The organism is Helicobacter sp. 13S00401-1 (genome assembly GCF_002272925.1).
GTDB lineage: Bacteria > Campylobacterota > Campylobacteria > Campylobacterales > Helicobacteraceae > Helicobacter_I.
The window spans coordinates 1-20,004 of record NZ_MLAR01000019.1 but is presented as its reverse complement, the minus strand read 5'-3'; the positions used below and the strand labels follow the sequence as shown (position 1 = coordinate 20,004).

The 20,004-nt window shown below is 34.5% G+C and carries 17 protein-coding genes; 7 read left to right on the top strand and 10 right to left on the bottom strand.

Features of this window, described 5'->3' with window-relative positions; translation table 11 throughout:
- Window positions 1-284 precede the first annotated feature (284 nt).
- On the top strand, window positions 285-1,601 hold the full coding sequence (locus tag BKH43_RS07720; protein WP_095230275.1) for a hypothetical protein: 1,317 nt from the start codon (window positions 285-287) through the stop codon (window positions 1,599-1,601).
- A gap of 488 nt (window positions 1,602-2,089) precedes the next feature.
- Here BKH43_RS07720 and BKH43_RS07715 read toward each other — a convergent pair whose 3' ends face one another.
- Both BKH43_RS07715 and pyrH read right to left on the bottom strand, forming a co-directional pair.
- The gene (locus BKH43_RS07715; RefSeq protein WP_095230273.1) at window positions 2,090-2,848 is read right to left on the bottom strand and encodes an exodeoxyribonuclease III; all 759 of its coding nucleotides are present in this window, start codon (window positions 2,846-2,848) and stop codon (window positions 2,090-2,092) included.
- A gap of 9 nt (window positions 2,849-2,857) precedes the next feature.
- On the bottom strand, window positions 2,858-3,577 hold the full coding sequence (pyrH, locus tag BKH43_RS07710) for a UMP kinase (RefSeq protein WP_095230271.1): 720 nt from the start codon (window positions 3,575-3,577) through the stop codon (window positions 2,858-2,860).
- A 114-nt stretch (window positions 3,578-3,691) separates the two neighbouring features.
- On the opposite strand from pyrH, the gene rnc reads away from it, so the two are divergent.
- On the top strand, window positions 3,692-4,474 hold the full coding sequence (gene rnc, locus BKH43_RS07705; protein ID WP_095230269.1) for a ribonuclease III: 783 nt from the start codon (window positions 3,692-3,694) through the stop codon (window positions 4,472-4,474).
- A 2-nt stretch (window positions 4,475-4,476) separates the two neighbouring features.
- Window positions 4,477-5,562: a chorismate synthase gene (aroC, locus tag BKH43_RS07700; protein ID WP_095230267.1), complete on the top strand. Its 1,086-nt coding sequence runs from the start codon at window positions 4,477-4,479 to the stop codon at window positions 5,560-5,562.
- 45 nt (window positions 5,563-5,607) lie between these two features.
- On the opposite strand, the gene BKH43_RS07695 is transcribed toward aroC, so the two are convergent.
- The 3 genes from BKH43_RS07695 to BKH43_RS07685 all read right to left on the bottom strand — a co-directional run bounded on the left by BKH43_RS07695 (window position 5,608) and on the right by BKH43_RS07685 (window position 9,478).
- The gene (locus BKH43_RS07695) at window positions 5,608-6,210 is read right to left on the bottom strand and encodes a hypothetical protein (RefSeq protein WP_095230265.1); all 603 of its coding nucleotides are present in this window, start codon (window positions 6,208-6,210) and stop codon (window positions 5,608-5,610) included.
- Between the two features lies 1 nt (window position 6,211).
- Entirely contained in the window at window positions 6,212-6,943 is a 732-nt protein-coding gene (locus BKH43_RS07690; protein ID WP_095230263.1) for an LPP20 family lipoprotein, read from the bottom strand.
- A gap of 945 nt (window positions 6,944-7,888) precedes the next feature.
- A complete protein-coding gene (locus tag BKH43_RS07685; RefSeq protein ID WP_095230261.1) occupies window positions 7,889-9,478 on the bottom strand; it encodes a hypothetical protein in 1,590 nt (529 codons plus the stop codon).
- Window positions 9,479-9,909: 431 nt separating this feature from the next.
- Between BKH43_RS07685 and BKH43_RS07680 the strand changes: the two genes are divergently transcribed.
- Window positions 9,910-11,109: a hypothetical protein gene (locus BKH43_RS07680; RefSeq protein WP_095230259.1), complete on the top strand. Its 1,200-nt coding sequence runs from the start codon at window positions 9,910-9,912 to the stop codon at window positions 11,107-11,109.
- Window positions 11,110-12,254: 1,145 nt separating this feature from the next.
- Here the strand turns inward: BKH43_RS07680 and pseH are convergent.
- From pseH to BKH43_RS07660, 4 genes are read right to left on the bottom strand one after another with little or no spacing between them, the layout of a single operon-like run.
- The gene (gene pseH / locus BKH43_RS07675; RefSeq protein WP_095230257.1) at window positions 12,255-13,703 is read right to left on the bottom strand and encodes a UDP-4-amino-4,6-dideoxy-N-acetyl-beta-L-altrosamine N-acetyltransferase; all 1,449 of its coding nucleotides are present in this window, start codon (window positions 13,701-13,703) and stop codon (window positions 12,255-12,257) included.
- Entirely contained in the window at window positions 13,700-14,455 is a 756-nt protein-coding gene (locus BKH43_RS07670; RefSeq protein WP_095230255.1) for an acylneuraminate cytidylyltransferase family protein, read from the bottom strand. Before BKH43_RS07670 ends, pseH begins: the two co-directional genes overlap by 4 nt.
- Window positions 14,456-14,463: 8 nt before the next feature.
- Window positions 14,464-14,991 (bottom strand): molybdopterin adenylyltransferase, encoded by a 528-nt coding sequence (mog, locus tag BKH43_RS07665; RefSeq protein ID WP_095230253.1) that lies wholly within the window; start codon window positions 14,989-14,991, stop codon window positions 14,464-14,466.
- An 11-nt stretch (window positions 14,992-15,002) separates the two neighbouring features.
- Complete coding sequence (locus BKH43_RS07660) at window positions 15,003-15,494, bottom strand: molybdenum cofactor biosynthesis protein MoaE (protein WP_095230251.1); 492 nt, start codon at window positions 15,492-15,494, stop codon at window positions 15,003-15,005.
- 144 nt (window positions 15,495-15,638) lie between these two features.
- On the opposite strand from BKH43_RS07660, the gene fliN reads away from it, so the two are divergent.
- From fliN to BKH43_RS08535, 3 genes are read left to right on the top strand one after another with little or no spacing between them, the layout of a single operon-like run.
- Window positions 15,639-16,022, top strand: a complete 384-nt coding sequence (gene fliN, locus BKH43_RS07655) for a flagellar motor switch protein FliN (RefSeq protein ID WP_095230249.1) — start codon at window positions 15,639-15,641, stop codon at window positions 16,020-16,022.
- 3 nt (window positions 16,023-16,025) lie between these two features.
- The gene (locus BKH43_RS07650) at window positions 16,026-16,892 is read left to right on the top strand and encodes a flagellar biosynthetic protein FliO (protein WP_095230247.1); all 867 of its coding nucleotides are present in this window, start codon (window positions 16,026-16,028) and stop codon (window positions 16,890-16,892) included.
- A 1-nt stretch (window position 16,893) separates the two neighbouring features.
- Window positions 16,894-17,844 carry an energy transducer TonB gene (locus BKH43_RS08535; RefSeq protein ID WP_095230245.1) on the top strand — a complete coding sequence of 317 codons (951 nt, stop codon included), beginning with the start codon at window positions 16,894-16,896 and terminating at the stop codon, window positions 17,842-17,844.
- Window positions 17,845-18,794: 950 nt separating this feature from the next.
- Here BKH43_RS08535 and BKH43_RS08530 read toward each other — a convergent pair.
- Window positions 18,795-20,004 (bottom strand): hypothetical protein (locus BKH43_RS08530; protein WP_172402350.1); only part of this gene is annotated, 1,210 nt, incomplete at its 5' end.

The following is a 20,004-nucleotide window of genomic DNA, read 5'->3' as shown; positions in this document are numbered from 1 at the left end:
TAGTTTAAATTCACATAGTTACTAATATCAATTTATATAATTTTTAATCTAAAACTTATATAAACTTTAATTTCAAACTCATATAAATCTTAAGATCAACTTATACAATCCTTAGTTTTAACTTAAAAATAAGTCTTGATGAAAATGGGAGTTTTATTAACGCATCTACTAAGGCTAATGGCTCAGTTGCAGCCGGTGCTACGGGGTTAAATGCTGCTGCATTTGCTTTAAATAATCCTCAATTATCTATAGCTTTAGATAATCAAAATGCAGCTATGCAGAATTTGGAAAATGTTATAGGTCAGCTTCAAACTGTGAGTGCAACTAGTGTCTCTCAAGCAGATATTTTGGCCAATGTAGCGCATAATTTAACTTATCCTATGCTTGCTTGGGCATCAAACAATCAGAAGTTGGTTAATAGTGGTGGGACTTCTGATCCCACTACTGATAGACTGATACTTGCTGATGGTGTATCTACTGTATGGAGAACTGCCACAGGAAGAGATATTGCAAGTTATTTATATGGAGACACTAACTCAACCTATCATAGTGCATCAAGGATTAATGATCCAGGTAAGCCAGCGCTTTCTTTCTTTGATGCTTCAGGTAGGCAGACAAAACAAACTATAGATATAGGGACTAGTAACTTTTTAGATAGTGCAAATGATATTAGCTATTTAGTGCTAAACAAGCCTGATTTGAATAGTAGCTTGCAAGTAAATATTGATCAATCAGCCTTAAGTCAAGCTATACAAAATGTAAGAAACTCTATAGCTACTGTTTCAAATAGTACATTAACTATACCCGGTAATGCAACTATTGATAATCTTAATACCCAACAAAGAGCCGATCTAAATGCTTTAAGTACAACAATCACTCAACTTCAAACTGCAGTGAATGATAACTCTGTAAATGTACAGAATCTAAAAAGTAGCATAGATGCTTTTAGTTTAGCTCAAAATGGAAGGCCAGCAGCAGATACAACAGTAAAATTTTTGAATGATTTAAGAGGTAAATTAACTTCTAACGATGCCACAACTAGCGATATACAAACTTTTATAAATAGGGCTCAAAAATTTGGGGAAACTGGAAAAACAATGGTAACTAATGCATTAAACGTATTGGCAAGTACCCAAAAGATAGATGGAATCATAAATGGAGATGCTAACGGTAATGCAGTAACTGCTAAGGTAGGAACAGTGCCTACTTCAACTGATGCAGCAACTATTGCTTCAGGATACACTGTTCCAATTGAAGCTAGCATTTTAAATGTAGAACAAAATGGGCAACAAACTCCAGTTAAATCACTTAAAAAAGCTGTAGCTGATGTACAAGTAACTACTCAAAAACTTGATAATGCTAAACTTTTAGCAGCCGCTGCTGCAAATGCACAAGTTGGAGCCGCTGCTGCAGCTGCTGCTAACTCGCGTCGTAACTCAGCACCTACCATCCTTCCTACAGCTAAGGCTGGATTAATAGCTTTCTTTGGTAAGCATCAATCTGTATCTGTAGAGTATCAATACTATTTTAGAAATACTAATCCATCTTTTACTAGTGGAGAAGTAACACTTAATTATGCTTATTACTTTGGTGGTAAGTAGGAAGTAAGAAGTAACTAGAAACTAGAAACTAGATAGTAGATAGTAGATAGTAGATAGTAGATAGTAGATAGTAGGTAAAAAAGGTAAAAAAGGTAAAAAAGGTTTTATATATTAAGATTTATATAATTTGCATGAATTATATAAATCTTATAAAACATAAGATTTATATATTAAGTTGTATATTTAGTAAGTGTAGTAAAGTGGAGTTTAAAAAGATTTGGAATCTAAAGTCTTTAAGACTTAGATTCCAAATCTAACTTCATAAAGTTTAGAATCTAACACTTAAGATTCTATAAAACAACAAAACATATAAGTGATTTATGCACTCTTTGAAATAAGCTAAATCATCACGCACACCAAAGCAAGCTAGTATCTAGCAAGAATGACATATAAACATAGTGGCATCCTTACAGTTAAAACAAGAAAGCGTTTTAAGACAAGTCTAAGCTAATACTTGCCTTGCTAGTGCTTAATATGCAATTTAACTCTTACTTAAACTCTAACTCTAAGCCTACTGGACAGTGATCACTTCCATGTATCTCTGGATATATGCAAGCACTTTTAAGATTAGCTTTTAAATCAGTGCTTGCTAAAAAGTAGTCTATCCTCCAGCCGACATTTTTAGCCCTAGCGTTGCTTCTATAGCTCCACCAAGTATAGGCCCCTTCTTTATTAGGATAAAAGAATCTATAAGTATCTATAAAACCAGATTCTAAAAGCTCGCTAAACTTAGTTCGCTCTTCTATAGTAAAGCCAGCATTTCTTGTATTAGTCTTTGGATTTTTAAGATCTATCTCAGTGTGGGCTACGTTTAAGTCACCACAAACTACTACTGGCTTACTCTTGTGAAGATTAGCAAGGTAGGTCCTAAAGTCATCTTCCCACTCCTGTCTATATTCTAGCCTTTCTAACTCAGACTTAGAATTAGGCGTATAAACATTAACTAGATAAAAGTTAGGAAACTCAGAACATATGATACGCCCTTCTTTATCGTGCCTTTCTATACCCATGTCATTAACGACTTTCAAAGGCTTAGTTTTACTAAAAGTTACTACGCCTGAGTAGCCTTTTTTTTCTGCGTCATTCCAACTAACGTGATAGCCTTCAAAGTTAAAAGTACTTTGACTTTCTTGCATCTTAGATTCTTGTATGCAAAATACATCTGCATCACTTGCTTTAAAAAAATCCATAAAGCCCTTAGTCATACAAGCCCTTAGACCATTTACATTCCATGAGATTAACTTCATATCCATACCTTAACTCACTATAGAGTACTCGCCACTACACTCAGTTAAGATGGCGTTTAGATTGCCTTCTTTAAACATGTTGCATACTAGTATAGGGAGCTTATTATCTTTTGCTAGGGCGATAGCTGTGTCATCCATAACTCTTATATGGTCTCTTAAAGCCTCATCATAGTTTAGTGTTTTTAAAAGCTTAGCATCACTAAACTTATTAGGGTCTTTATCATAAACACCATCTACTTTAGTAGCTTTTATGATTAGGTCTGCGCCAATTTCAACTGCCCTTAAAGTAGCTGCTGTATCAGTAGTAAAGAAAGGATTCCCAGTGCCAGCACCAAAAACTACTATACGGTTTTTTTCTAAGTGCCTTATAGCCTTTCTATAGATGTACTTTTCACAAACTTCTGTTATATCTATAGCACTTTGTACTCTCACATCAAGTCCTAGATACTCTAAAGCCTCTTGCAAGGCTATAGCATTTATCACAGTTCCTAGCATGCCCATATAGTCGCCACTAGTACGTCTTATGATGCCTCCTTCTGCAGCACTAACTCCCCTTATGATATTACCCCCACCTATGACTATGCCTATCTCAAAGTTTGCGTTTGCAAGTTGCCTTATCTCATTAGCTACGAATTTTAATATCTCTAAATCTATGCCAGACCCAGCATCTCCTGCTAGCGCTTCGCCGCTAAACTTTACTAGGACTCTTTTTACATTTTTAATTTCCATTATGTGGCCTTTGTTTCTTAAAATTCTTAATAATTTGATTTTAAGATTTACTAACTTAAAAGCTAATTTAGGATTTAATTTAAAATCCCTAAAAGACGTAAGGAAAACTAAACTATGCCAAACTTAGACACTAAAGATTTAGCTGACTTAGAAAAAAGACTGCACTATACTTTTAAAGACAAAGACTTACTTCAAAATGCCCTAAGTCATAAAAGCTATAAGCACCAAAACCCAAACTATCAAAAAAACAACGAAAGGCTAGAGTTTTTAGGAGATGCAGTTTTAGATTTGTTTGTCTCTAAGATCTTATATGATACTTTTCCTACCCAACAAGAAGGAATCTTAAGCAAGATGCGCACTTATTTTGTTAATGAAGGTGCGCTTTTTATCATGGCTGAAAAGATAGAACTTTCTAAGTTTTTATTTATCTCAGAAGCTGAAGAGGCTAATGGTGGCAGGAGTAAGCCTAGCCTTATAGCTGATGCCTTAGAAGCAGTGCTAGGAGCGATATTTGTAGAAAGTGGCTTTGATAAAGCCTTTAAAGTTTTTAGATTCCTCTTTCCTAAGGACTTAGAAAGTCACTATAAAAACTCAGGTTTTGATGACTACAAAGGAGCCTTACAAGAGCTAACTCAAAAGCTTTTTGAACAAACACCAGAGTATGTAGTTTTAGAAGAAAGTGGCCCAGATCATAATAAGACTTTTACTGTAGAAGTACGTTGTAACTCCTTACCGCAAGGAAAAGCTAGGGCTAATACTAAAAAGAAAGCCGAGCAGCTTGCAGCAAAAGTAGCTTTTGATAAACTAAAAAGCACAAGTCACATAAGACTAAATCACACTGATTTAAATAGCATAAAACGTAGCACTAAACCATATAAAAACAAAAACAAAGGATAAAAATGGATAGCATGGGAGAAAGACTAGTTTTTACTAGCTTTGGAGAAAGTCATGGAGAAGGCATAGGTGGTGTGCTTAGTGGCCTTCCAGCTGGATTAAAGATAGATATGGAGTTTTTAGAAGCTGAAGTTGCTAGAAGAAAAGGAGGCTCTAAGTTTGCTACTCCTAGAAAAGAAGAAGATAGCTTTAAGATTCTAAGTGGAGTTTTTGAAGGTGTAAGCACAGGTGCAGCACTAGGCTTTTTTGTGCCAAATGAAAACACAAAAAGCAAAGATTATAGTGAGATAAAAGATATCTTTAGGCCAGCTCATGCAGACTTTACCTACTTTAAGAAATACGGCCTAAGAGACTATAAAGGCGGAGGCAGGGCTAGTGCTAGGGAGAGTGTAGCTAGGGTTTTAGCAGGAGGCTTTGCAAAGCTATTATTGCGTGAGTTTGATATAGAAGTGCATGCTGGAGTGATGAGCATAGAAAAGATTGGTTTAGATTATAAAGACTTTGATAAAGAGGCATTTTTAAAGGCAAAAGAAAGTGAAGTCTTTGCCCTTGATACTAGCTTAGAATCTAGTATGAAAGAGATAGTCTTAGAAGCTAAGCGTGAAGGAGATAGCCTTGGGGCAAGTGTGCTTATAAAAGCTTTTAATATACCAGTTGGTCTAGGCGAGCCTATGTATCATAAACTAGATTCCATGCTTGCAAGTAGCCTAATGGGACTAAATGGAGTAAAGGCTGTTGAGATAGGTTTGGGCACTAAGGCTAGTCAAACTAGAGGGTCTATAAATAATGACTTTTTATATAAAGATGGATTTAAGACTAATAACTCAGGTGGAATCTTAGGAGGCATAAGTAATGGTGACACGCTAGTTTTAAAAGCACACTTTAAACCAACTCCAAGCATATTTTTAGAACAAGCTAGTTTAAACACAAGTGGAGATGAAGTTAACTTCAAGCTAAAAGGAAGGCATGATCCTTGTATAGGCATAAGAGGCAGCGTAGTGTGTGAAAGCTTAGTAGCACTAGTTTTAGCTGACGCACTTTTATTAAACGCTACTTCAAAGTTAGATAGCTTGAAAAAGATTTATAAGTAAGAAAGAAGTTATGGAATCTCCATAACTTTTGATAAAAAAGAAGACTTAGTTTGCAGTTTCTGGGATAGCTAAGGAGTTTTTAACTCCGTTATCTATGCTTGGATTATTGTAGTCATCTATGGCTATAGTTACATTAGTGCTAAGGTTTTTAAAAAGCCTATGGCCTGGCTTTCTTTCATAGTAGATGACTTGACCACTTTGCTGGAAGCGCTGTACTACGACGTTATTAGCAGCAACTATCTTACCTCTACCATTAAATATATCTTTGCCAAATAATATATCTTGAAATAAATCCCCATAGCTAACAGGCCCAAAGAATTTTTTAGATATAGGCCACTTGAAGCTGCACTCATTTAAAATGCACATCCTTGAGCCTTTTATGCGTATAGAGCCTATAGGCTGACCATACTTAAAGAGCTCTAGTTTGATAAGACCGCTTCTATAGGTATTAAGCCTAGCGTAGTCATAGAAGTTAAAAAGTGGAGTTTGTATATAAACTAGTTTAATCTCACTGTCTTGTAAATTCATAGGCTTTTGCTCTTCAGGAAGTCCTCTTCCAAAGGCATTAGCCTCAGGACTTCTTGAAGCGCAAGCTACTAAGAAAAGTCCTGCTAAGACAGGAAGTGCTAGTTTAACTAAAAGCTTCATCTTAGCCTCTTAAACCTAAGGCTCTATGCCAAACTCTTCCATCTAGTTTTAACTCCATACTAACTTGGCAAAGTCCATCTTTATAAACTGTCTCAGTTATCTCTGCATTTTTAATTAGTGCTTGCACCTTTGTTTTAATAGTCGAGTTTTGAAGCACTAAGTCTCTTACTGTATCTTGACCATTAACACGGATACCATACATCTTTTCACCTAACTGTCTATAGCCATCAACTATAGCTGCCCTCTTAGCTAAGGCTAGTGCTTGAGCTGGACTGATGGTAGATTCTGGTGCTACACCCATGCCAACTACGTTTAATTCTATAACGTTATTAGGCGCAAGTATAGGAGAGTTAGGGATATTTCCATCAAAGTCTGAACCTTCAGCTTTAGGTGGAGTTAGTGGTTCTCTTTGGAATCTTGGCGCTGGATCATAGCGTGGTTGAGGCTGTGGCGCTGGCTGATACTGGGCAACTTGCTGTCTGTAAGGAAGTGGTTGAGGCGCACTTACTGCTACGTTTTGTGGTGGAAGTGGCATGCTAGGACGTGCCATAACGCTTGGATTAGTGTTATATCCTAGAGGTGGATAAGCTGGTACTTGAACTGGCGCTAGTGGGGCATTTCCCGCGCTTGGTGGTACTAAGTTAGCAGAAGCCATCCCTGGATTAGAGCAACCTGCAAGTATTGCCAGTGATGCTACTGAGATGACAGTAGCAGCTAAGATTTTCTTTTTCATCAAATATCCTTATTAGATTTATAAGCTTTCGCTCTTGTGATTAATTATAAGCAATGAGCGTGCCAAATTTATGCTCAATTTGTTTATCGTTTTATAAATTATATGCTTTTTTATGTCGCACAAGATCTTATGCTTCACAAAAAGCATCTAAATAGTCGTTTTTAAAACAATATCTAATGACAATAGCGCTTTAAAAGCTTGGGGAAGCTAATAGATTGGCACAAAAAAGCCTTTTTCTATGCCGCTATAAAGAGAGTTTAGTAAGGTTTATAGTCTTACTTTGTAGGTCTGCAACATATTATATAAACCCGTATAACTATGTAGTGATATTAAGCACTAGCCTTGTGTAAATAAGCTCTAACTATGTGATATTTTTATGCTGCTTTTTAGTGATGGGTTGTATCTAAGTGGTGCCATTGCTAGCTTTTTTAGTAAGTGTAGTGATTTTGTTTTTAACATCTACCATATACTAGGAGTAAGACTAATTTAAAACTTAAAAATAGCATTTATTCTAAACATAAAACCTAGCGAACATATACTCTATCCTTAATCCAGAATCTACACTTAGCACTTAGAATCTAGTTTAAAACTAGATTCTGACCTAAAGATAAACTATAAGTTTGTTAAGTCTTTATGAGAGCTTGTTTATGAGAACTTATTTATTAGGTTTTATTTTTAGAATCTAAAGTAATTTAGATTCTAAACCTAGAGTTAGTTTGAAAGTAGATTTAAGAGATTAAAGATTAAAGGATTTAGGATTTAGGATTTAGGATTTAGGATTTAGGATTTAGGATTTAGGATTCTAAACTTTATGGAGTTAGATTTAGGTTTAGATTTAGATTCTAAGTCTTAAAGACTTTAGATTCTAAATCTTTTTAAACTCTACTTAAATACACTTACTAAATATAAAACTTACTTCCTTTCTTACTGCTTTTTACTCACCACTTACTTACCACCAAAGTAATAAGCATAATTAAGTGTTACTTCTCCACTAGTAAAAGATGGATTAGTATTTCTAAAATAGTATTGATACTCTACAGATACAGATTGATGCTTACCAAAGAAAGCTATTAATCCAGCCTTAGCTGTAGGAAGGATGGTAGGTGCTGAGTTACGACGTGCTCCTTCTCTTGCAGCCGCTCCTGCTGCTTTGTTTTGAGCTATAACTGCAGCTGATACTGCTTGTTCTAGCTTTTCGTTAGCTGCCCTTACATCTTTTATAGCTTCGTTTAGGTTCTTGATATTAGTACCATTAGATTCTTGTAAATTACGCGCTACTTGAGAATACACAATATTGGTTGTTGAAGTGGCTGTAGTCTTTGACGTATCCAATTTATCGTTAGGGTTTGTAGTTGTCACTGGATTTGTGGCTTTACTTGGATCTCCATTTAAGTAAGTAGTTACAGTTGTTGTTGTGCCAGTTGGAGTTTTAGTAATTATAGTTTTAACGGTATCATATGTTACTGCCGTGCTACTACCATTATTGCCATTTATAATACCCTGTATGCTATTAGCACTAGTAGCTGCATTTTGAGCATTTTGCACTAGTGGATTTATACTGTTTGCTGCAGTAGATTGTGTACTTATCAGATTGGCTAGCTGATCTTTTATAAAAGGGCGGCCATTGTTATCATCAGTTTGATCCGGATTACCTTTAGTGGTATCATAATGGCCACTAGCCACATACCAAGTTAACTCATTTGCGGCTGTAGCAGGTGCTTGATTTGGATAACTACTGCCTGGAACTGGACGCCTAGCCAATGTTTCCAATTTAGTTTTGTTTGCACTTACTACATTAGCCGTATTTATATTCACTGCAGTTTGGAGCGCATTTATCGTAGCACTAAGTTGTTGAAGGCTTGCCATCTGAGCAGCTTTAGCGCTTAATACATCTGGATTGTTAGAAACTATACTGGGTATAGTTAAAGCACTTTGTAGGTTTACTACACTATTTCTTAAGTTATTAAGAGTATTAGATAGTTGAGAGTTATTATTGATGCCATTATTTGGAGTGTTGACGTCACCTAGCGTAAGACTAGTGTTTCCGTTTACTATGCTATTAAAACTAGATGCTTTAGAGGCTAAACTATCATAAGAATCTATTGCATTAACTAGAGAAGTTGTTGCGCTTGAAACACCTGTCAATGCAAAACCAATTGCAGAACCGCTATATTTTATGGAGTTTGTAGTACTAGATACTACAGAGTTTGTGCCAAGAAGATTTCCTAATGCACCTAAATAACCACTAAATCCATTTTGCAATCTATCTGCTTGTTCCTTGCTTGCATTAGCTAAAGATACACTAGCTGGAGATAAAGCAGATATAGCATCTTGAAGCTGCTGGATATTAGAATCTACTGCTTGACTTAGTGTAGTTATAGTAGCATTTCCTCCTAAAGCAAAAGATGTATCTAAGCCTATAGCACCAGCTGCAACTGAGCCATTAGCCCTAGTAGATGCGTTAATAAAACTCCCATTTTCATCAAAACTTATTTTTAAGTTAAAACTAAGGATTGTATAAGTTAACCCTAACAACTATGTAAGCTAATGTTAAGGTTTATACAAGTTTTAGATTAAAAACTTTGTAATTTAATATTAAAGATTTATGTAAGCCTAGATTAAAAACTATGTAAATCAATTTTAAGATTTATATAAGTTAAAACTAATTTTTATCAAGACTTATTTTTAAGTTAAAACTAAGAGCTATACATTTTACTACTAAAGATTTACATAAGTTTAGATTAAAGTTTTTGTAAGTTCTAGATTAAGTGCTCTATATATAAGTTAATATTAACTTAAAAATAAACCTTGATGAAAATGGGAGTTTTATTAACGCATCTACTAGGGCTAATGGCTCAGTTGCAGCTGGTGCTACGGGGTTAAATGCTGCTTCTTTCTTATTAAACAATCCGACAATAAATGCAGTAAGTGATAGACTTAATACAGCGGTAAAAAATCTTAATTCTATGGTAGAAACACTTTCAAAAACTAGCTTGCAAAATGCTACTTTAAGTCGTGTGGGAGCTAATGATATGCTATTTGCACAAGATAGATTAACATCAGCATATCAATCAGGTAATGCTACATTTGCTGCTGGAAGATTAATACAAGTGTTAGATCTAGGGAATAGAGCAGGCGCAATATACTCTAATGCAGATTCTGGATCTGGATCAAATATAGGTAATCTGTATGGAAACACAGTATCATCTCTTTCTGACAGTCTAGATTCTATAATTAACAACAATCAAACTTTAGATGCTGCAAGTATAAATACCATAAATTCTTCTCAACTAGCCACAGCTATAAATGATGTTAATACTGCAGCAAGCCAGCTTTCAGTCGTTTTGGCAAGTATAAATAATCCAGCAGCTCAAAGTGCATTAAGTCAGCCTTTAGCAAGACAACAAAATGCACTAGCAGCATTAAATACAACTCTAAATGTGCTGCAAAAAGAAATCACTGTAAACACAAATAACGTTAGAACGCTTAGTCCTGATAACTTAAGAAATGTCTTTGGTTATGGTGAAACACAAACCGCTTCGCAAACTACAAGTGCAGTACAAACTGTTACGTCAAAATATCAAAGTGCAGGTGATGGCAATAATCAAGTTACTGATCAGCTAAAGCAATCAATCGTAAGTTTAGCAAATGGTCAACTAAACCCTACAGCTATGAATGCACTAAAAACCCAAGATAGCGCACAAACTATAGATGGAATCATAAATGGTAATGCACAAGGAAATGCAGTAAAAGCTACAACAAATCTTCCTGCCGTGAAGGAATCAAACAAACCATTAAACATACAAGTTGGAACTGGCAATCAAAATGTTACAACTACAGAAATTACAAGCAATGGAAGCACTGTAAAAAGTCTTAAAAAAGCTGTAGCAGATGTAGAAGCTGCAAATAAAGATTTATCAGATGCTGTTCTTGCGGTTGCTGTAGCACAAAACGGAGAAGTTGGAGCCGCTGCCGCAGCTGCTGCTAACTCACGTCGTAACTCAGCACCAACCATCCTTCCTACAGCTAAGGCTGGATTAATAGCTTTCTTTGGTAAGCATCAATCTGTATCTGTAGAGTATCAATACTATTTTAGAAATACTAATCCATCTTTTACTAGTGGAGAAGTAACACTTAATTATGCTTATTACTTTGGTGGTAAGTAGGAAGATAGGTAGAAAGAAACTAGAAACTAGAAACTAGAAACTAGAAACTAGAAACTAGATAGTAGATAGTAGATAGTAGATAGTAGATAGGTAAAGTAGGTAAAGTAGGTAAAGTAGGTAAAGTAGGTAAAGTAGGTAAAGTAGGTAAGTTAAGAGGTAGGAAGGTAAGAAGGTGAGAAGAAAGTAGAAAAGCTAAGTAGGTAAGTTTTATATATTAAGATTTATATAATTTGTATGAATTGTATAAATCTTATAAAACATATGGTTTATAGTTCATATGATTTATATAACTTAACTATATAAGATTTATATAGTTAAGTTATATATTTAGTAAGTGCATTAAAGTAGAGGTTTAAAAAGATTTAGAATCTAAAGTCTTTAGGATTCAGAATCTAAGATCTAGATTCTAAATACAAACATTACTTCTAAATATAAAATACAAAGCAAAATCTAAAAGTAAGTATTAATTCTAAATACAAAAAACATAATCTTAAATAAAAAATAGATTCTAAACTCTTCAAATAACTAAAAACAATATTATTAATCACAAAGACTGTAGTTATAAAGACTATTTTAGACTACAAAGACTACAGGCAATAATCTTTGTAGACTAAACATTAAAGAATCTTTATAGCATCACTTTTAAAAACTCTTTACAATCTCGCTATATAAAAGTCTTATAAATCTTTTGTAACTTTATAGAATCTAAAGTAATTTAGATTCTATAAACAAAACCTAATAAACAAGCTCTCATAAAAACTTAACAAACTTATAGCCTATCTTTAAGTCAGAATCTAGTTTTAAGCTAGATTCTAAGTGCTAAGTGTAAATTCTAGATTAAAGATAGAGTATATGCCCGCTAGGCTTTATGCTTAGAATAAATGCTATTTTTAAGTTTTAAGTTAGTTTTGATATAGAACTATTTTTATTACTTTTTAATCTAGATTTTATATTTAATAGACAAAGATTACTTTTTTTATAGCGTAAAGTGCCATGTTTAGCACATAATACCACTAATACATAACGATAAACAAAAACATATCTCACTACTTGCAAAAGACTAGGAAAACAGCACTAAATAATAATCAAAATACCTTTTGCCCATGAAAGCTTTTATGCTTTTATATGCACACCACGTACTTTTTTTAATTAATGCCTATCCCATATATAAGTACATTTTTAAAGCTAGCTTCTTGATAAAAGGCAGCTTCTAGCTTCCCCATGCGTTTAAACCCATACTTTTCATAAAGCCTTATAGCACTTAGATTATCCTCTATAACTTCTAAAAATAACATATATAAACCAAGCTCTTTAGCTATAAAACAAATCATATCAAGTAGTTTGCTGCCAAGGTGATTTTTAAGATAGGGATTTTTATAGATTCCAAGATAGGCATTTTTATGCTTTAAGTTAATGCGAGTTAGGCTTGTAACACCAAGATGTCTAGTTTTATCACTTACTAAAAAGTAGCGCGAACTTAGATTGTCCCTTTGTGCGTGAATAAAGTTAAGATGCGTTTTCATGCTTATAAGATTATCTTCATACATGTGCTTTCTGACAAAGGGATGGTTTCTATATTCAAGTGTTAGGGCTATGTCTTTATCATCTAGGTCGCTAAAAGGCTTTGCCTGCATATTTTCAAGTGTAAAAAGTTTAGACTTACTAGTTTTTATAGCGAGATTTAGCGCTTTTAGTAGCAAATCATAAAGCAAAGATTCTAAGCTAGCACCTATGCATAAAGGCTTTTTTGGCACATCAAAATTTGTAAGCTTTAGTTTAGTTTCTAAGTCTTTTAGACTAGCTGTTTTTACACCTAAAGTGCTAAGTGTTTTAAAAAGTGCTTTTTGATTACTAGCAGTTTTTATAACTATAGTTTTTGCCTTACAAGCTAAGGATTCTAGAGCTAGGCTAGAGCTAGGAAGTAAGACTAGGCTAGATTGATTGATAAGTACTGCAAGTTCTTTTTGAGTAAGACTATAAAAAAGCTTAGCTTTAGTATTAGCACTTTTAAGCTTCCCTTTATAAGCACTTCCAAGCACTACACATATACTCTTGAAATATTCCTTAGCAATCTCTAAGCTTTTAAAGCTTAGATCATTTGTATCCTCTCCTCCAAAGCAGATTAAAAGGTCATACTTTTTAGTTAGATTTAGATTTTTAAAACAAGGATTTAGAGGAAAGTACTCTAAACCTCCAAAGACTTTAGAATCTTTTTTATAAAGGCCTCCTAAATCTAGGATGTAAATCTTTTCTTTAAATCTTTCAAAGTTACCCAAGTCATCTAAGGCCAAGACCACCTTACTAGCATCTATTAGCAAGCTAAAGTTTTCTAAGTTAAGCTTGTAGCTATCAACTATGCTTATATCGCTTTTTAAAAACTCTATATCCTTGCTTTCATCCCATGCACAAGGCAGTAAAAAGAAATCTTCTTGTTTTAGCAAGTCTTCTAAGCTATCTTTAAAATCTCCATCTCCTCTAACTAAAAAACGTACTTTATATCCTAAGCTTAAGTAGTAAGAAGACATGTTTGCACAGCGAGTTATGTGTCCTAGCCCTTTTTGTAAAACACACTCTGTAAAGATAGTTATGATCATAGTTTGGATAAAAGGAGCTTTAACTCAGCAATCTTATAGTCCTCATAAGTATCTATATCTTGTGCAAGTTTAACTTCATAACCTAGTGTTTGCTTACCTAAAAGTGGCACACCTTCTAGAAATGAAGCAACCCGTCCTATATAAAACTGCCCAGCGTCCATATACACTGGTGGCAAGTCTTGACTTTGTGTGCTTAGATATTCAGGATGTAAAAAATCTATAAAGCCTTCTTTTAACTCAAAGCTACGCAAAGCTCCTCTTGCTTTATACACACTTGCTACGTAGCTTATCTTAGTGCCACTTTTAGCACTAGAATCTAAAAGTAAATCCATGGCATTTAGCATCTCTTCTTTAGTGCAAAGCACTGCTGTTGGATAAAGGCATACTACTAGCGAGCCAGAGTAGATTCTATCCTTAGGTGAAGTGCCTTGCAAAAGACTACTAACTTCTTTCATAGCCTGTAATACATCTATTAAAACAGGTAGAGTTGGCACACTATCTTGACTTAACTCAGGGCTTCTTTTATAAGCCATAATATGGCCTATAAACCCTTCTTTCCTAAGAGTAGTATCCATATTTGAAGCAAGCTCTAACATCTCTTTATCATCACTGCTTACTACTACTAAGTTACACACACTTGCAGCTAGTCTTATACTTCGCTCCAGCATACTAACGCCTAAAAATGGATATATATTCTTACGCTTAAAGCGTTTACTCCCAGCACGAGATGGGATGATGGCAATCTTTGTCATCTTAGTATCTACCTACTTTTTGGCCTAAAGGCTTTTATCTTAGCTTCATTAACCTCTATAAAAGGGCCTTCTATCAAGTCTATGCAGTAAGGCACAGCGGGGAAGACTGCTACTAAACACTCTGCGATTGACTTTGGTTTACCGGGGAGATTGATGATAAGGCAGTTTTTATAGATCCCTGCAGTTTGTCTTGAAAGTATGGCAGTTGGGACATACTTTAAGCTTTCACTCCTCATAAGCTCTCCAAAACCTGGAAGTTCTTTTTCACACACTGCTAAAGTGGCCTCTGGTGTTACATCTCTTTTAGCAGGACCTGTGCCGCCAGTTGTCACTACTAAGGAGTTTTGCTCACCTAAAGTTTTTAGTCCCCTAACTATATCTTCATAGTTATCTTCAACTAAGAGGTAGTTAAACTCTATCTCATTTAATATATACTCTTTTAAGACTCTCATTATCTCTTTACCACTTAAGTCTTCATAGATATTATTAAACGCTCTATCGCTTGTTACTAAGATTCCAACTTTTATTAAGTCCATGTTTTTCTCCTTTACTTAAGTAGACCGCTATGCTTTAAGGTTTGAGAGCGATCTAGGGCATAGATTTCTTTACCATTAGCTATATCAAACTTCCAAATGGGTGCATTAGCCTTAAAGTCATCTACAAAGCTGGCAAAAAGCTCTAAAACTGGCTTTCTATGCTTAGACATAACACTTGCTACATAACTAGTCTCGCCAACTTTAACTACTCCATAAGAGTGGGCTAAGGCCAAGACTACACCTTTTTTACTAGCCTTTTCTTGCCACTCCCTCATCCACTTTATAAAAAGTGGCTCATAGATTTGAAACTTTAAAGCCTCTACTTTTGGGGCTTCTTTATCTTTTAAGTCTTCTCCAGCTATCTTGTCATCTCTAACTATGCCTTCAAAGGTGCTTAGGGCGCCAAAGCCAGATTCTACAGCTAGCTTTGAAGTGATATTACTAAAGTCTATATTTGAGATATGACCTTCTTTTATGAATAGATTAGGACTGATTTGCTTCACAAAAACTCCTTATTAATAAGCTTAGGTATTCTACTATATGTAGTAACACTAAGATATAGCAATGTATAATTAAGCTAGTCGTTGTAAGGATTTACACATTGTAGAATCCAAAGCGTTAAAGTAAGGATCTTAAAAGGAGTTTTGATGGCGAAGTTCTCAAGAGATAATCGATACAACATCTTAGATAAAAAGCAAGTCCACACTCCAGAAGAGATAGAGTTAGCAACCTATCTTGAAGATATGATGAGTAACTATGAAGGCTTGCTTGATATGCAAGTAAACTTTAGTGCCGAGCTTGGAAGCACTACTGTTTCTTTAGCTGATATCTTGCGCTATGAAAAAGGTTCTACTATAGACTTGCAAAAACCAGCAGGTGCTAGTGTAGAAACCTTTGTTAATGGGCGCGTTATAGGTAAGGGAGAAGTTATGGTCTATGAGAAGAACTTAGCCATTAGGATAAATGAGATTTTAGATTCTAATGCTATAGTTTATTACATAGCTAGAGAAAGTAAAGAGGATGAAGTCTAAGGTATGCGCGCACTAGTTGTAGTTTTGCTATTTCTTAGCTCGCTTTTTGCGAGTAATATCTCAGTACTTAGAGACCTAAGCCAGTTTAGCAAAGTCTTAGATACTAAAGATATAAGTCTAGGTTTAAAGATAAGTGATGCTAAAGTGAGTACTCCAAGCTTTACAAGAAGTGATATAAGTGGTGGCGGTAAAAATATCATCATCTCTCTTCCTAACCTAAATCTTCCTAAAAGCTCTTTTCAAACTGATATAGGCGTACTTAATGGCTTTATGCAAAATAATACCTATTTACTAAGTCTTGCATCTAAAACTAACTACAACGTTAGTTTTTATACTTTAGGAAGTGACTTTTATATCATTTTTACTAACATAAAAACTGCTGATGTCTTAGATAAACCAGCTTTTTTAAAGCCAGCCCCTTTGCCTAGCCAAGTGGCTAATAGTGCGCCTAGTGAAGCCAGCGCAGCATCTAGTTCAGATTCTAGTGCAAACTCTTCTTTTTTTAATAATCTCTCCCCTAAGTCAGCCTATGACTTTAGCTACTCAAAGTACTTTATGATACTAGGTGTTATGATAGTGCTACTTATCATTCTTTATGTAGTGCGTCTTAAGATTAACCGTAAAAAAGGCATAGATATTAGCGCTGAGCTAAAGCTTTTAAAGGCTATAGATTCTAAGTCTAAGATAGTTTCTTTTAAGTATAAAGATAAAAGCTACATCCTAGGGCTTACTCCTAATAACATAACACTCATAGATACATTAAACCTTGAAGATGAGAGCTTGCAAGACAGGGCAGCTAAGGCTAGAGGCGATAAGGACGAAGAAGAACTTACTTCTTTAGACTTTAAAGACTTGTTAAAAAATACTTAACTTGTTTTATAGAGATAGATTTTTACTAGCCTTTTTAGTCTCACTACTCTTTCACGCACTAATTATCTTGCTAATCTTTCTAATCCCCCCTACAAAAAAACAAAAGCTTACACCACTTAGTATAGAGCTAACTGGGGGATCTTTGGATAAAACTAAGCATAAACCTGGCGGTGCCATAGTGCCTTTTAACCCTAAAACTGCACTACCTACGCCTAAGCCTACCCAGCTTCCTACCCCACCACCTACACCTCCTACGCCAAAAACACAGCCCAAACCTAAAAAGCCAGTTAGTAAGCCTATAGCTAAGCCTACTCCTAAGCCAGTACCTAAAACACTAGCTAGTAAAAAAGTAGAAACTAAAAAAGAGCTTAGCAAAGATGGAATCTTACCTCCACCTAGCCCAAACTCTACTGCCAATGAAACGCGTAATGAGCAAGCAAGTAATGAACAAACTCCAAGTACTGATGTAAACTTGCAGTCTTTAAGACCAGCAGATCAAGAAGACTTCCACCCTTATCAAGTCCCACCAAGCCCGCAGCAAAGCTTCTCACAGGCTAATCTTTCCTTACAAGATTCTATAAACGCCTTGCCGCCTAGTGCTAGAGAAGATATAGCTGATCTTTATGGCGAAAAATTTGGGAATATGAGCTTAGAAGATAAAAAGTACATAGTTGATAGCTATATGCTTAATGGCCAAGTGTTTCAGTACTATGCAAATAGACTAGGCTATCCAAGTATAGCTGCCTACTTTGGACAGCAAGGTGTGGGTGTGGTTGAGTTTACGCTTTATCCAGATGGACATATAAGTGATATTAAGATTATAAAAAGTTCTAGTTTTAGTGCTATAGACGACCAGATAATAGAGCTAGTAAAACTAGCAGCAAAAGATTTAAAACGCCCCCCAAAACCTATACCTATAAGACTTAGAGGAAACTACTTTATAAGACGCTAGGCCAGATAGGCTATAAGTGCTTAGTGCTTAGTGCTTAGTGCTTAGTGCTTAGTGTAATATAACTTAGCATTGTTTTTGGTTATTTGAAGAGTTTAGAATCTACTTTTATTTTAGTTTGGCTTTATATTTGGAATTAATATTTGGTTTTAGATTTGATTTTGTATTTAGAAGTAATGTTTGTGTTTAGAATCTAAATTACTTTAGATTCTAAATTTTATTAAGATAAATCTAAGGTTAGTTTGAAAGTAGATTTAGAGATTAAGATTTAAGATTTAGAGATTAAGATTCTAAACTTTATGAAGTTAGATTGATTCTATAGGGTTATAAAAGATTTATAAGACTTTTATACAGCAAGACTACAAAGAGTTTTAATGTTCAACTTGCAAAGATTGTTACTACAGTCTTTGTAGACTAAAATAGTCCAAATAGTCTTTATAACTATATTCTTTGTAATTAACAGTATTGTTTTTAGTTATTGTTGTTTTTAGTTATCTAGAAAGTTTAGAATCTATTTTTATTTTAGATTTGGTTTTGTATTTAGAATTAATATTTATTTTTAGATTTTGCTTTGTATTTTATATTTAGAAGTAATATTTGTGTTTAGAATCTAAGTCACTTTAGATTCTAAACCTTTATAAGCTCTATTCCAATGCACTTACTAAATATATAACTTGATATATAAATCTTATATATAAGTTATATAAATCATATGAATTATATAAATTATATGAACTGCGTAAGTCATAAGAATCATAAGAATTATATGAGCTATAAGATTTATATAACTTATACAAATTATATAAATCTTATATACAAAACCTACCTACTTAGCTTTTCTACTTTCTTCTCACCTTCTTACCTTCCTATCTCTTAACTTACCTACTTTACCTATCTACTATCTACTATCTAGTTTCTAGTTTCTAGTTTCTAGTTTCTTTCTACCTATCTTCCTACTTACCACCAAAGTAATAAGCATAATTAAGTGTTACTTCTCCACTAGTAAAAGATGGATTAGTATTTCTAAAATAGTATTGATACTCTACAGATACAGATTGATGCTTACCAAAGAAAGCTATTAATCCAGCCTTAGCTGTAGGAAGGATGGTTGGAGTAGAGTTTTTGCGTCTTGCTGCATCTTGGGCAGCAGCATTAAGCGAGGCTTGAGAGGCTGCTTCAGAAGCTGCTTGAGTAGCCGCTATTATGACCCTTTGAACAGCCACTTGTTGTGAAGTCTTAGCAACATCATCTATAGCTTTTTGTAAGCTAGTGATGGCTGCTGTTGTAGCTCCTGCAGTAGTAGTACCAGGTACTCCATTGTTTATAATATCATCAAGCTTTTTAGCAGCATCTTGTATATTTTGAGTAGCAGTTTTTATATTATTTGTCTGTCCAACTATATAATTAGCAGCTTGAGTTGCGTCTTTATCCCAAAAATCTACACTTATTGAAGCTAAAACTTGATCGTTAGCTTTATAAGTAGTATTGTAATCAGCTATTGCTTTTTTGGCTGTTGTTATAACATTTTGTAAATTATTAATAGCCGTAGTTTGAGCAGCTATAGCATTGTTGTAAGCATCATAGTTTATGCCAGGTGTTCTAGTAATATTATCGTTAGCTTGTTTTACATATCTTTCTAGTCTAGTTAATGTATCACTTAGCGAGTTGCTATTAATCCCTTGACTAGTTCCATTGATAGCTGAGCTTAACCTTTGACCAAGTGCAACCAAACTATCAGTTGTTGTAGTAGTGTTTGTGATTCCATTAAAGGTTGTGCTAACAACTGTTGTTGGACCCTTGTTTTGAAGTAAATCTAAAGCTCCAGAAAGCCTAGAATATGATGTATATATAACTGTAGGATTATTATTTGTCTTATCAGTATCAGTATTTAACCAATATTTAATTCCCATTTGAGCCATAGCATTAACATCTTTAGCTTGAAGATAGTTTGCATCATTTGCCTTTTGTATAGTCTTAAAAGTATCGCTTAGATTTTGTAATTCTTTGAATTGATTATTTATAGCTGTATTGGCTATAGGATCTATGGAAGCTAGGCTATTAACTCCTCCAGTTTGACTAAATACATCAAAGGGATTTTGCACGGTAGCACCAGCTGCAACTGAGCCATTAGCCCTAGTAGATGCGTTAATAAAACTCCCATTT

Excerpts from the sequence above, each read along its gene's own strand:
- BKH43_RS07695 (WP_095230265.1), bottom strand. The coding sequence starts at position 6,210 with ATGAAGCTTTTAGTTAAACTAGCACTTCCTGTCTTAGCAGGACTTTTC.
- BKH43_RS07680 (WP_095230259.1), top strand. The coding sequence starts at position 9,910 with ATGGTAGAAACACTTTCAAAAACTAGCTTGCAAAATGCTACTTTAAGT.
- fliN (WP_095230249.1), top strand. The coding sequence starts at position 15,639 with ATGGCGAAGTTCTCAAGAGATAATCGATACAACATCTTAGATAAAAAG.
- aroC (WP_095230267.1), top strand. The coding sequence starts at position 4,477 with ATGGATAGCATGGGAGAAAGACTAGTTTTTACTAGCTTTGGAGAAAGT.
- BKH43_RS07690 (WP_095230263.1), bottom strand. The coding sequence starts at position 6,943 with ATGAAAAAGAAAATCTTAGCTGCTACTGTCATCTCAGTAGCATCACTG.
- BKH43_RS07650 (WP_095230247.1), top strand. The coding sequence starts at position 16,026 with ATGCGCGCACTAGTTGTAGTTTTGCTATTTCTTAGCTCGCTTTTTGCG.
- BKH43_RS07670 (WP_095230255.1), bottom strand. The coding sequence starts at position 14,455 with ATGACAAAGATTGCCATCATCCCATCTCGTGCTGGGAGTAAACGCTTT.
- BKH43_RS07715 (WP_095230273.1), bottom strand. The coding sequence starts at position 2,848 with ATGAAGTTAATCTCATGGAATGTAAATGGTCTAAGGGCTTGTATGACT.
- mog (WP_095230253.1), bottom strand. The coding sequence starts at position 14,991 with ATGGACTTAATAAAAGTTGGAATCTTAGTAACAAGCGATAGAGCGTTT.
- pseH (WP_095230257.1), bottom strand. The coding sequence starts at position 13,703 with ATGATCATAACTATCTTTACAGAGTGTGTTTTACAAAAAGGGCTAGGA.
- pyrH (WP_095230271.1), bottom strand. The coding sequence starts at position 3,577 with ATGGAAATTAAAAATGTAAAAAGAGTCCTAGTAAAGTTTAGCGGCGAA.
- rnc (WP_095230269.1), top strand. The coding sequence starts at position 3,692 with ATGCCAAACTTAGACACTAAAGATTTAGCTGACTTAGAAAAAAGACTG.